Consider the following 13,731-nt stretch of genomic DNA (forward strand, 5'->3'; position numbering starts at 1 on the left):
ATCCAGGTCACCGACCTTCTCAGGAATGGCAGACAAGGTTGAACCTAGTCCAAAATAAAAGGCACCTATAAAGGCTAACCAAGATGGTTTCCACAAGCGGCTCATGGATCCTCCTTTTTAATTAGCACTCTGCCAAATTCACGAGGTGTATTTAATTCCAGCATGGAAAACCGAACTTCCTCCCAAAAGGAATCGATAGGTACCACATCGATAAAACCGGTGGTGTTGTCCCACTGATCCAAATCTTCGGAAACTTGAAGCTGATAACTAACACCGGTTACGCCAACCGGACGGATAAAACCGAACTCATAACTCCCGGTAAATGGATTAAGTATAAAAGAGGAATTTCTTGGGCTATCACTTCGTCGAGGATGCAATCCCATCGCATATTCCAACAGGGTGGCGCCTCCATCAAGATCAAGGTCTGCCGACAGTGCGCCAACAGTTGGATCCAATTGTTCTCCGCTGGTGAAAAATACATTTAGCCAAGCCTCAAGGCTGGTTGGAAAGTTTACCATATAGGAATCCGAGTCACTGGTAAACCAGTTGCCTTCCTGATCATAAGCACGGGCAAATATCGTGATATTCCCAAAATATTGCAGCGGGAATTCCATCTCATAAGGAGGCTCGGAATCTACCGAGACTGAAGCTCCATCCACAAGAAACTCAACTCGATCCACAGGCGTATTTGTTCCATAGGCGATGCTACTCGCACTTACCATGTCACCCATTCTATAAACGACGGATGAATCCGGCCCCGCAAAAGATGCGTTCGGAACAAGAACAGTATTCACAAATCCAGCACCGTCATCCGCAAATTGCACACTTTCCACTATAATGGAACGATCGTTTTGTGCTACCGATGATTTAAGTACCAATTGTATATCAATCAGTACATCTGAAAACAATGCATCATTACTGGTGGAATAAACGACCACCCGAGTCTTGCCTGCTTCAGACATCGGTTCGCTATCTACAATATGATTGGCTCCTGCGTCCGAACCAGACACCGAAGCGATGACAGCCACATTCGGATCTGTATATAAATCTATCTGAGCTCCACTGACAACATCCGAAGTGCTCAGTAATAAAGGGACATTTACCACGCCACCTGCGGAACCTGTTGAATCACCTAACTGCAAGCTTGTAAGGCCGTACGTGGAATTGACCAAAACCATTGAAACAAAAAAACATCCAAGAAGAATTGAATAAAGGTTTCCAACCATTGCAACTTTGAGAAGTGAGAGCATTTCAGGGAACGTAAAGTGGTTCTGTTTTTGATTTTTTTTTATGGTCAGGTCAACAGGCAATAGCGCATATACAGGATAAACTGAAACCTTAGAGCTTTCACATTGATTATTTAAGCTAATCCCCGATCAAAATTTAGGGAAAACATGGGGAAACGGATAAATAGTTCATGTGCCTTGAAAAAGAACATCTAAATTCCCTAATCCTAAAGGAGAGTGTGCCACATATCGAAACTCGTTGACCGGGGAATACACAAAACGTACGAGTAGGGAGTCGAAACAAGCTTAATCACGCACGGGGGGTTCCCCAACGATTCGTTCGTATGTCCCGTTTGTTTTCGCGTCCTTAATGGCTTTGGCAAACAAAGGAACAAGCGCTGCATGCTTTTTGTGAAGATAAGAAAAGAGCAGGGCATCATCGATGGGCTTTTCGACAAGTCTGATGCCACTATCCCTATACTCATCGCTGGCGATGAGATAGGTTCCGTCGATATTATCGGAAATGACGACATCCACTAGATCATTGGCGAGCAATTGGAAGGCCTCCTCAATAGAATCTGTTGGAAACTGATTCGCAACGACACCCTTAATATTATTCTCCACGACCTTGGTTCCTTTGCGAAACGCTACTCGATAGGGCGCAAGTGATTTCCAGCTATCCAATGCAATATCATCTTTTACAAAAGGGTTTCGGATGGGGCCGAATCAAAACATCCGCAGATTAGAATCAAAAATGGAAATAGAATTAAACAGGTGAGTTTTTTGAATAAGTTCATGACCAGTCTCGATTGAGGTTAATAATAAAAGGCTAATCCCCCTTTGTGGAATATATAACCGCCATTTCAAAAACACCCTCATCGATTAATCGAGGCTCGAGCTGCAATTGCATTTTTTCGGCAAAGGCCGCAACAACCGCCAGACCAAGTCCGCGATGTTCATCCATCGACCGGGCACTGTCTTTACGCCAAAAACGGTCAAATAGCTTTTCCATATCCAACTGTTCCAGCTCAATACTGACGTTGCGAAATACAAGTCGTTTCCCATCTTCCAGAACTTCTATCTGAATCTCCCCACCGACAGGGGCATAAGAAACAGCGTTATTGATGAGGTTATCGACCATGTGTTCAAACAGCGTTCTATCCACAACCCAAATGACATCTTTTAATCCGGATAATTTGGTTGTTAGTTGCCGCCTGCCGGCCTCAGCCTTATGACGACTCCAAATGCTGGATACAACTTCCTCGATCGCAACGGTCTCCATATGGAGATCGATGTGGCCGCTATCTGCGCGGCTAAGTTCGAGCAACTGACTAACGGTTTGTTGCATTTCCAACGATATAGCGCGCATGGCTTCGTAGTCTTGTTTCGAATCCCCGTCTTTCCACTTTATCCCGACCTCCGCTATATTCAAAAGGGCCGCGATAGGTGTTCGAAGTTCGTGTGACACATCCGCACTGAATTGTCGCTCGCGCTCAAAGGATTTTTTAAGCCGATTAAAGAGATCATTCAACTGCCCGGCGATTGGCCTCAATTCGATCGGCAGCGTTCCTTCATCGAAATGGGTTTCCAAAGAATCCGCATCCACCTTTCCCATTCGACCAACCAATTCTTTTAGGGGACTCAACCCACTACCTAGCGCAATTAATACGAAGACGGGTGAAAGCACAAGCGTTGCGATTCCACCGAGGGTTAGAAGATTCCGTAGACCAGCCAAAGTCGTTTCAATTTCGTTCACATCCGTTGCAACAACCAATATCACCTTAAACCCTTCATTGTATTGGATTTCGCGCGCACCGCGAACTCGGGGTTCGTAGCGGATTCCAATGGCTCGTCCGCTTAACCCGTTCGGCAGAGCCAAATCCCAGTACTTTGGCTCACGCTCTTTGCCATATTGCTTAGGCAGGTCATTTTCTCCGAGCGATTCGGACCGCTTTACTATCTCGTCTTCATTCTTCCAGATCTGGTAAAATGCACGCCTTTGGTTGCCGCTGAATTCCCTGAGAAAACGGTCGCTAAAAAGCACTTCGACCTTTTGTTCGCGTCTTTGGTAGGTGGAAGTCATTATAGAGTAGGCCTGGACCCGAAGCCGCTGATCAAAACGCTCAACCAGATTTTTACGGGCAAAGTGGTAAATCGAAAAGCCACAGATGCCAAAAATGGCAGCAATACTTAGCATGGTCAACAGGACCAATCTCGCTTTGATCGATAACATAGTTAGTCTACGAAAATGTAGCCCAACCCTACCCGTGTTTCGATCGGGCAATGGCCACCCGCTTCGGATAATTTTCTTCGAATGGATGAAATAGCCGACTCAATGGTATTACTCCGAACCTCGTCCGAGTCGCCGTAAATTTTGGCTTCAATTTCAGTTCGAGACACGACTTCTCCACGCCGCATGGCCAAATATTCAAGGATTCGATACTCTCTTGGCTTGAAAGACACTGGCTTACCTTGAATTCGGGCTTCCTTCGTAGCGAGGTCGATTTTCAAATTTGATGACTCGATTACCGTTTGGCGAATTCCATAGCATCGCCGACACAAAGCTTCTACCCGTGCCTCCAATTCTTCCATCGCAAAAGGCTTAACCAGGTAATCATCCGCTCCGGTTTTAAGCCCAAGCACTTTATCCTTCAACGTATCTTTCGCGGTCAGCATCAAGGCCAAAGAAGCTCCACCTTTGGCCCGGTATTGCGCCAGCAACTCAAGGCCATTCAATTTCGGCAACATGATATCAAGAATGAGGACATCGTATTCCCCGGTTTTAGCCATATACAGCCCTTCTTCACCATCGATTGCGGTATCAACGGCATAACCACCCCGACGCAGACCCGTAGCAATGGATTCGCGCAAGTAAATCATGTCCTCAACCAGGAGCAATTTCATAAAAATGACAGGATACCGTTTAAAGCCAATCCATGGCCGAACGGTGTAAAAATGTCCAGCTTGTCGGCCAAATTGATTGTCTTTTCCAAATTCGGTAAGGTCACGGTAAGGTGGAAGCTGTTATTATGAATATTCAAAAGCAACCGCCACTCTGTGAAACCCGTAGTCAATAACCTCTTAGTATTAGCCGCATTGTCACTCTCGATTGCGGCTTTTCTAATTTCATTGGATTTGAAGACAGAAGATCTCGTTCAAACCACCACAGGAGACCGAATCGAAGAACTTGAGCGTGAAATCGCTCACCTTAAAGGCACCGTGTTTGAAGCAGACCTGGTAGCAAGTGAAGGTACGGTTTCGACCATCCAACAGATCGAATTGACCAATATCGACTCCTCAGAGCAGGAGAAGATTAACCATATGGTAGAGTCCATGCGATGGACCATGACGGTGAGAGGGGTTATGCAGCCGACAAAAGAACATCTTGAAAAAGCCGAACGTCAAATTTTCGACGATAGTATTTCCCTGAAACGAAAACTGGTGGCTCTTCGTATACTACAAGTTTGCGACAAAAGAACGGACGAAATAGCATGTAAGATGGTAGATGCTTATTACACCACCAGCGATTTCAACATGCAGGCTGAGATCTTCAATTTACTCGACGATATGGATACGCCTGAGCTGGCAACAGCATTACTTGAAGCATCCTCATCGAGTCCGAACCCTCGCGTTCGCAAAGAAGCCATTGATGCGCTTTCTGGGTTTTTGCCAGATCCGGAACTGTTCATTTGGCTTAAACGAGTCGCCTCCTCCGATTCAGATAAAGATGTTAGACGAGAAGCTGAAAGGCTCCTGAAAAAACACGCTGAAGATCTTGTTAATTAATCCTATCCAGATCCAAACCATGCAAAATTCCTGCCATAGTAATCCCGAAACAAATTTTATTCCCCAAAATCCCCCTCTAAACAATTCGATAAAGAACGCTAGATACCCTATATTAGTTGAAGAAAAAGAAACCTTAGTTCGCAGCGGGCGGACTTGGGTTTTCAAAGTTAGTAGAAGAGAAAGAAGCAGTATTCAGCCGAATATTTAGTTCATATGAATTCTGCCCTGAGAATTAGCTGGCCACTCCCCAAAGTGGCCAGCTTCATGTTTCTGATTGTTTTAAGCGGATGTAGCACCACTGCACATCGCAAGAAAGCCGACGATGCTGTATTAAAAATTGTAGCTGAAGTGGAAGAACAACTGTTTGGCAAGACGTCGAATTTTTCAATTGAGACTTCCTATACAAACCGGAAGCCCGATGATATCAGTGTCGACGAGATTTTCGATGATCGGGAAAGAAATTCACGTACCGTTCTATTCATCGACGATGCCATCAAAATGGCTGTAACCCAAAACCGTCAATATCAACGGGAAAAAGAAAACCTTTACCTGAGCGCCCTTACCCTGACGGGGGAGCGCCACGAATTTACCCCACAATTTTTTGCCGGAGCGACCGGCTCAAGAAACCGTAGAGCAAACGGTGAAAGAAATGAAACCATAGACAGCAATGCTGGCGTGGGACAATTTTTAACTACCGGCGCAAATGTAAGTGTGAGTATCGCCAACGACGTTCTTCGTTTTCTGACTGGAGATTCAAGAAAATCCGCTTCATCCGTTTTAAGTTTTAGCGTCTTCCAACCTCTGCTAAGGGGAGCTGGCCGGGAAGCCGCAGCGGAACGACTCACTCAAGCTGAACGAAATGTCATCTATGCCATTCGTGATTTCAGCCACTTCCAAAATCAATTTGAGATCGACATTGTCATCGATTACTTCCGCCTGTTGCAGCAAAAGGACACCATCTTCAATGAGTATAACAATTATCAGTCCCGGATCGTAGCTACAAAGTACCTGCGAGCCCGTTCAGTGGATCGTGAAAAAGCACTGGATGTGAATCAGGCGGAGCAAGCCGAGCTTTCAGCACGCAACCGTTATATAAACGCCATTGTCCGTTATAAGAATTCATTGGATCAGTTTAAGATAACGCTGGGACTACCTCAGACCGTAGACCTTCAATTGCAAGACGAGGAAATAGAACTTCTCCAAGCCAATGGCCTCATCATTCACAATATAAACACCCGGATGGGCTTTCAGCTGTCGGTAGACCATCGGTTACCGCTCTTAAATGCCATCGATCAATTCGAAGATGTACAGCGCAAGGTTCGCATTGCTGCCAATAACCTCAAAGCAGACCTGGGCATATTTGCAAACGCGTCTGTGGATAGCGAAGCACCCAGAAACTATAACCACTTTGATTTCGACGAGGTTCGCACCTCTGTCGGTATCCAACTTGACTTACCCATCGACCGGTTAAGAGAAAGAAACAACTACCGTGCCTCACTTATTCGTTTTGAATCGGAACTTCGCGCACTCGGATTGACCCTGGATAGTCTTCGCTCTCAAATTGATGAAAACCTGCGTGAACTGGAACGGCTTGACCAAAACTACCAAATCCAAACCAATGCAGTTGAGCTGGCGGTGAAACAAGTCGCCGGTGCCCAGCTTTCGATTGAATCTGGAAAGGCTATTTACAGAGACCTCGAAGAAGCACAGGATGATTTAATTGCAGCACAAAATGCACAAACTGCCGCATTGGTCGATTACCTTGAAGCACGCTTGAATCTTCTACTCGAACTTGGAATATTGAACACCGATACAACCCGATTTTGGTTAAAGGAATCCAGCAAAGTAAAACTCCCAGCAGGAATATATAGTGCCACTGAATCTTCAACTATCTCAGCAGATGGCACTGTGATAACGCCCGATCAATTATTCGCTCAATAACATGGAAAACGAAATCAAAGAAAGACCTACCGGCCGACTGAACCGGATCAATGAAAAGCGTCAACAGGCACAGGACTTCATAGTACCCTTCGTAAAAAAACGCCCCATCCTTTCCGCCTGCATCGGGGTCGTAATGGTCGGGATACTTTGGACCGTGTTGGGAAGTGGAAGCAACGGCGAAGAGGCCTATTCCTACCACAAAGTGGAACGGGGCGATTTTCTGGTTTCCATCGTGGAGGGCGGCACACTGCAAGCCGTGAACGAAGTCACCGTTCGAAACGAAGTGAACGGCAATTCACGAATCATCTACATAGTCCCGGAAGGTACCTATGTAAAAAAAGGAGATTTGATCGTGGAGTTGGACACGGAAGAAGTTGAAAATAATCTCAACTTCCAGTTGATACGGTTCGAGGACGACAATGCTGATTTCATTAAGTCTGAAACGGATGTGGTTATCATCAAAAGCACCGTGGAAAGCGATATTCGCAAAGCCGAACTGGGTGTTCAATTTGCAAAAATGGATCTGGAAAAATTTGAGCAAATTGAAAAGGAACAGGAGATGCGGAATGCTCAGATTGAAATCATCACCGCACAAGAATCGCTTAAACTGGCAGAGGAAAAACTGGAGTGGTCCGAGAAATTAACGGAGGAAGGTTTCGAAACTAAAAGTAATCTGGATCGCGATAAGCTTTCGGTCACCAACCAAAGCCTGGGGCTCGAAAAAGCGGAAAGCGTCAAAAAAATGTTGAACGAATTCGACCTCCAAAAACTCGAAGCAGAATACAAGTCAAAGCAGGAAGAGGCTGAACAAGAACTTGTCCGGGTCAAAACCCAGGGTGACAGCAAAATCAGGCAAGCCCTTTCTCAGCTTGAAATAGACAGACGCCAATTAGAACTTGGGAAAAACAAGTTGGAGCAACTGCAGGAGCAGATGGAGTTCACAAAAATGTTCGCCCCTCAAGACGGACTGCTTGTATACGCCACCAGTTCCAGTCGTTACTCCCAGGAGTCCATGATCGAGGAAGGGGCTACTGTACGCCAACGCCAGTCGATAGTAAAAATCCCGGATACCTCCATAATGAAGGTGGATATCAAGGTTCATGAATCCTACGTAAATCAAGTAAGCGTCGGTCAGACGGCATTTGTTGTCCTCGATTCTCTCCCTGATGATCGCTTCCGTGGTGAGGTGACCAAGATTGGAGTATTGCCGGATAGCCAAACCCGCTATGGCAACGAAAACTTAAAAGTCTACACTACCCAAATAATTATCAGGGATAAACTCCCTGATATAAAACCCGGGGTTTCAGCACGGGCGGAGATCGTAATCGCAAACCTCCAAAATGTCCTGAAAGTACCCATTCAATGCGTCACCACACTGAAAGGAAAACAAGTTTGCTTTGTCAAAGGCCTGGGCGGACCGAAACCGATGCCCGTGGAAATTGGGATGTTTAACAACAAGTTTATCGAAATAAAATCCGGATTGGATTCCGGGGACAATATCCTACTTGCGCCACCATTTGATAGTAGCGAAGACCTAGCTGGAGCACTTATTCACAAAGACGAAAAGGTTAACATTGAGACTTCCACCCCCAGCGCTGGTGAGAGAAACCAATCACCTCCGAAGGAGCAGCGTCAAAAAACGGATAGTGGGCAAAAAAAACAGCGCGAACGGAAAGATAGTTAGACCCGGATTATTCCACTTCCCGGTACTGACCAGGCATACAATTCCAAGTCCATATGATTGCTGAACCCAAGACCATTATCGACATACGCAATATCGTGAAGACGTTCCAGGTCGGAGAAATCGAGGTACGTGCGTTACGCGGTGTGGATGTCGCGATCAAAGAAGGCTCGTACGTAGCCATCATGGGGCCTTCCGGTTCTGGAAAATCAACCATGTTGAATATCCTGGGCTGCCTTGATCGGCCAACTTCCGGGGAATATTATCTAGGCGGGGAAAATGTGGCTGAAATGAATGATGACACCCTCTCAGCCATACGCGGAAAACGATTGGGGTTTATTTTTCAATCATACAACCTCATAGCGCAACTAACTGTGATCGAAAACATCCAGGTCCCTCTGATTTACCAGGGCGTCAACTTGAAAGATTATGAACAGAAGTGCATCGAGCTCGCGGAACTCGTTGGACTGAAAGATCGTCTTGATCACCGCCCTACCCAACTCTCCGGTGGTCAACAACAACGCGTGGCCATCGCACGTTCCCTCATTAATGATCCTTTGATGATCCTCGCCGACGAACCTACAGGAAATCTCGATTCTAAAACCGGCAAGGAAGTTCTCGAACTTATCGATAAGCTGAATAGCCAGGGAAAAACCATCGTGATGGTTACTCACGACGACGATATCGCCTACCGCGCCGACCGTGTCATCCGTATGAAAGATGGCCGTATCGACACAGACGAACAACGTGTACGCAAATAATCTCATGATTGTTCAAAATTTAACTGTAGATGCGGGTTTATCCCACGATCATTTTGAGGCTGCTCTGCGCAATCGCGGGATAAACCCTCTCCTACAATTTTCCATTACCCTACCCATTCCACGCCCTTCGTCCTTCGTCCCTCGCCCCTCGTCCCTCGCCCCTCGTCCCTCGCCACTCGCCACTCGTCCCTCGCCCCTTTCTAAATGTTCCAACTAAGCCTAACCCAACACCAACTCCTCAACACCGTAAAACTCGGCGTGAAGAGCCTGTTGCTGCACAAGCTACGTTCGGGGCTGACCATGCTTGGCATGATCTTCGGCGTGTGTTCGGTAATCGCCATGTTAGCTATCGGGGAAGGTGCCTCCCATGAGGCCCAGGAGAGAATTAAGCGCCTCGGTTCTACCAACATCATTATCAACAGCATCAAACCACCGGATCAACAGGACAGCGGTTCATCCGGAGGCAGTTATGGTATTAAGTATGGAGTAACCTACGACGACGCATCACGCTTGCAGTTCACCATTCCCAACGTCTCCAGTGTGCTTCCTTTACGAATCATTCGAGAGAACGTGCGCTTCAATAAAAACCAGGAATCGTGTCAGGTTATTGGAACCCTTCCCGCCTACCCGACCATGCAAGGAATGGAAATAGTGGCGGGACGGTTTCTCTCCTCTATCGACGAGAAACATCAAAGAAATGTGTGCGTCATAACATCCGGATTGGCAGCTAGACTGTTCACTTACCAATCTCCCCTCGGTTCGACCATTCGGGTTCAGGATGTTTATTACCAGGTTGTGGGCTTGGTAAGAGAAACGGGTACCGCCGAGCAGCGTCCTCAGAAAGGAGAGATGGAAGGCGAATCCTTGGACAACAATGTCTACATTCCTCTTTCAACCGCCAAAACACGATTTGGAGAAACACTCATTCGCCGGAGTGCGGGTGGTTTCAGTGCCGAAACAGTAGAACTTCACCAGATCGTTGTGAAGATGGAAAACACCGATTCCGTGATCGCCGCTGAGCAGCAGATCACTGGTCTTCTCAAACGCTTTCACAACCAAAGTGATTTTGAGCTCATCGTCCCCTTGCAACTGCTGCGCGAAGCTGAGGCCACCAAACGGATGTTCAATATTGTGCTCGGTTCCATTGCAGCCATTTCACTATTGGTCGGTGGAATTGGTATTATGAATATCATGCTAGCTACCGTTACGGAACGGACACGTGAGATCGGCGTACGTCGAGCACTCGGAGCAAAAAAGAAGGACATCGTTATTCAGTTTCTTATAGAAACCGTCGTGCTCTCAATCGGGGGCGGAGTCATCGGGGTAATGCTGGGCGTCCTGGTCCCGCTTTTAGTCTCTATGTCCACCGAGATGGTGACGATCATCACCCCCTGGTCAGTCGGTCTCGCTTTCGGAATATCAGGCCTCACGGGAATAGCCTTTGGAATTTATCCGGCCTCCCAGGCGGCGGAACTTGATCCGATTGAAGCGCTCCGGCACGAATAGTGTTTCGATTTACTTTCAAGACGCACTCCATTATAAATCACCGTTTTCAGTGATTGCACATGAGGGAAACTCATTGATATTTTTCAGACTTCAATCGTAACCTATTTTCGTCAGCAAGCTAACTCCTACAAAAAATATAAACCAAAATGGCAGGAGTCACCTTGGTGGCGAAATCGCCCAATAAGAGGATTTGTTAGTTATATGCCCCAAAAGTCGCAGCTTCCAAAAGTAAGTCGTTGGCTCACCAAACTTCAGGCCATTGGTTTCGGGTGCCTGCTTTTACTCTGCATCGAGGGGGGATTTCGGCTTTTAGGTTTTGGGGACAATACACTCGGCAATGATCCACTGGTAGGATTCAGTACTTTGGAGCCCCTGTTTGCTTTGGACCCAAACACAGAGAATTACCAAACACGCCGAGAAAGATATCCCTACTTCATTCAGGAACGTTTTCCTCAGAAAAAAGGTAAGGACTCATTTCGTATTTTCGCCTTCGGTGGTTCGACCGTCCAAGGCCGTCCCTACTCGATACAGACCGCCTTTCCGAAGTGGCTACAAATCAATCTCGAAACGGCATTTCCGGATAAAAACTTTGAAGTGATCAATTGCGGGGGGATTTCATACGCCAGCTATCGATTGGTTCCCATTATTGAAGAATGCCTCGATTATGAACCGGACCTTTTTATCCTATGCACCGGGCAAAACGAATTTCTTGAAGCCCGGACTTATGGTTCCATTAAAAGACTGGCCAAACCATTAGGTAGTTCAGTCAAAGTCATCAGTAAATTGGCAACCTACGAGGCAATGGATGGACTGTATCGTCGAATCAAAGGAACGGAACTCAGGGAAGATTCCGAAAAGAAACCTACCATGAAACGAGAGGTCGACGCCCTACTCGATTATCGCCGCGGATTGGAAGCCTACCACCGGGATCCCAAATGGCATTGGGGAGTCGTTACTCACTTTCAGGAAAATATCAGACGCATTGACAGTATCTCGCAAAAAGCAGGTGTGCCACTTGTGATCCTCAATCCTCCGGTCAATTTAAAGGATACCCCACCCTTCAAATCGGAACACCATAGCAACCTTAGCGATTCACAAAAAGAGGCATACCATGAATGGATAAAGCAGGCCAATGAGCATTACGAATCGGACCCACAAAAAGCCGCTCAATATTTAAAGTGGGCCATCGACCTGGATCCGGAATATGCCTTGGCTCATTACTCGCTCGGTCATTGTTACCTGGCACTACGTCAATTCGTCAGAGCCGAGAAAAGCTTTCAGACCGCCCTGATTGAGGATGTTTGCCCGCTTCGACTTCAACCTAACATGAGAAGTTTTGTAAACGACTTTTGCGACAAAAACCATATTCCGCACATCGACTTACAGGTCCTGCTCAAAGAACACACCAGCGAAGCCGTCATAGGCGGTGAAATTCTCGTTGATCACGTTCATCCGTCCATCCGCGGCCACCAGATAATCGCCGAGGCGACAGCTGAACTCCTTTTCGAAACACTGTTAATCGATCAAAAATCCAAAGACTGGGAAACCAACCGGGCAGAAGCGTATAAAGCTCATTTTGAAACGTTAGAGCCTCTCTATTATACCCACGGAAAACTTCGGCTGGAAAACCTTCTTCTTTGGACAAAGGGAGAAACAGAAGGTCCGGCCATAGAAATGCATAAGCCGATAAACTCCCAATAACTGTATAGATATTTTAAGAGCCTGCTTCTGTCCAAGCCAGGCCACCCGAATGAAATCCGGATCTCAATCATCCATGCTTCAGTTGAGCCGCTGGCTTGCGAGACTTCAGGCGATTGGTTTTGGTTTCCTGCTCCTTTTCCTGGTTGAGCTCACTTGCCGTTTTTTTGGTTTCGGACAAAAGGATGCGGGGAACGATCCCTTTGTCGGTTTCAGCGCGCTTGAACCGCTGTTTGCTCTCAATCCGCTAAACAACCGCTACGAGCTGCGGCCCGAGCGGAGTGTGTATTTAATCAACGACGGATTTCACCGTTACAAAGATTCGGATACCTTTCGTATTTTCGTGCTGGGAGGCTCCACGGTGCAAGGGCGACCCTACGCTATCCAGACGGCTTTTCCAAAGTGGCTGGAAATAAACCTCGGACTCGCTTTCCCGGGTCGTAAATTCGAAGCAGTTAATTGCGGCGGCATCTCCTACGCCAGTTACCGGTTGATTCCTATCATGGAGGAATGCCTGGCCTACGACCCCGACCTGTTTATCGTTTGCACTGGGCAAAACGAGTTTCTCGAAGCGAGGACTTATGGTTCCCTGAAACAGATTGCTCAACAGCTGGGAGGCCCTGTGAAAGTGGTGCGAAACCTGGCTACTTATCAGGCAATGGACACCTGGTACCGTCGAATGAAGGGACCGGGCATGGACTATCAATCCCTGAAAAAGCCCACCATGAAAATGGAGGTCGACGCGTTACTGGACTACCAGCGCGGATTGAAAGTCTACCAACGGGATCCGAAATGTAAGGAGGGAGTCATAGAGCACTTTCAGGAAAACTTTCGCCGGATGCAGCTCATTTGCGAAAAAGCTGATGTTCCCCTGGTAGTCCTCAATCCACCGGTGAATTTAAAAGACACTCCACCTTTTAAATCACAAAACCGGGAAGACATCTCTACGGAGCAAGAAGCCGCCTTTTTCGAATATCTCGAAATCGCTGAAGAATGAGCCTGCCCCGAAAAATGGGAGACATGTTGTGCTAAACAATGCATAAAATGAGAACAATGAGGCAAAGACGAAAGTATACGAAAGAATTCAAGGACAACGCCGTATCGCTGGTGTTATCGGGACGAGCAGCGCTAG

At 46.9% G+C, this 13,731-nt stretch carries 11 protein-coding genes; 7 read left to right on the forward strand and 4 right to left on the reverse strand.

Going from position 1 to position 13,731, the window contains the following annotated elements:
* Positions 1 to 101: 101 nt before the first annotated feature.
* From O3C43_21745 to O3C43_21760, 4 genes are all read right to left on the reverse strand, one after another.
* The gene (locus O3C43_21745) at positions 102 to 1,250 is read right to left on the reverse strand and encodes a hypothetical protein (GenBank protein MDA1069118.1); all 1,149 of its coding nucleotides are present in this window, start codon (positions 1,248 to 1,250) and stop codon (positions 102 to 104) included.
* 282 nt (positions 1,251 to 1,532) lie between these two features.
* Entirely contained in the window at positions 1,533 to 1,910 is a 378-nt protein-coding gene (locus O3C43_21750; protein ID MDA1069119.1) for a transporter substrate-binding domain-containing protein, read from the reverse strand.
* A 145-nt stretch (positions 1,911 to 2,055) separates the two neighbouring features.
* On the reverse strand, positions 2,056 to 3,459 hold the full coding sequence (locus tag O3C43_21755; protein MDA1069120.1) for an ATP-binding protein: 1,404 nt from the start codon (positions 3,457 to 3,459) through the stop codon (positions 2,056 to 2,058).
* A 2-nt stretch (positions 3,460 to 3,461) separates the two neighbouring features.
* Positions 3,462 to 4,130, reverse strand: a complete 669-nt coding sequence (locus O3C43_21760) for a response regulator transcription factor (GenBank protein MDA1069121.1) — start codon at positions 4,128 to 4,130, stop codon at positions 3,462 to 3,464.
* Positions 4,131 to 4,283: 153 nt separating this feature from the next.
* Here O3C43_21760 and O3C43_21765 point away from each other — a divergent pair, with 153 nt between their 5' ends.
* The 7 genes from O3C43_21765 (at position 4,284) to O3C43_21795 (ending at position 13,596) form a co-directional block, all read left to right on the forward strand.
* Positions 4,284 to 5,012: a HEAT repeat domain-containing protein gene (locus O3C43_21765; protein MDA1069122.1), complete on the forward strand. Its 729-nt coding sequence runs from the start codon at positions 4,284 to 4,286 to the stop codon at positions 5,010 to 5,012.
* 213 nt (positions 5,013 to 5,225) lie between these two features.
* A complete protein-coding gene (locus O3C43_21770) occupies positions 5,226 to 6,953 on the forward strand; it encodes a TolC family protein (GenBank protein MDA1069123.1) in 1,728 nt (575 codons plus the stop codon).
* 1 nt (position 6,954) lies between these two features.
* Positions 6,955 to 8,637 carry an efflux RND transporter periplasmic adaptor subunit gene (locus O3C43_21775; GenBank protein MDA1069124.1) on the forward strand — a complete coding sequence of 561 codons (1,683 nt, stop codon included), beginning with the start codon at positions 6,955 to 6,957 and terminating at the stop codon, positions 8,635 to 8,637.
* A 53-nt stretch (positions 8,638 to 8,690) separates the two neighbouring features.
* Positions 8,691 to 9,395 (forward strand): ABC transporter ATP-binding protein, encoded by a 705-nt coding sequence (locus O3C43_21780; GenBank protein ID MDA1069125.1) that lies wholly within the window; start codon positions 8,691 to 8,693, stop codon positions 9,393 to 9,395.
* A 204-nt stretch (positions 9,396 to 9,599) separates the two neighbouring features.
* A complete protein-coding gene (locus tag O3C43_21785) occupies positions 9,600 to 10,901 on the forward strand; it encodes an ABC transporter permease (protein MDA1069126.1) in 1,302 nt (433 codons plus the stop codon).
* 201 nt (positions 10,902 to 11,102) lie between these two features.
* Positions 11,103 to 12,602, forward strand: a complete 1,500-nt coding sequence (locus O3C43_21790) for a tetratricopeptide repeat protein (protein MDA1069127.1) — start codon at positions 11,103 to 11,105, stop codon at positions 12,600 to 12,602.
* 49 nt (positions 12,603 to 12,651) lie between these two features.
* Positions 12,652 to 13,596 carry a hypothetical protein gene (locus O3C43_21795; GenBank protein MDA1069128.1) on the forward strand — a complete coding sequence of 315 codons (945 nt, stop codon included), beginning with the start codon at positions 12,652 to 12,654 and terminating at the stop codon, positions 13,594 to 13,596.
* The last annotated feature ends 135 nt before the right edge of the window (positions 13,597 to 13,731 follow it).

Source organism: Verrucomicrobiota bacterium, assembly GCA_027622555.1.
Taxonomy (GTDB): domain Bacteria; phylum Verrucomicrobiota; class Verrucomicrobiia; order Opitutales; family UBA2995; genus UBA2995.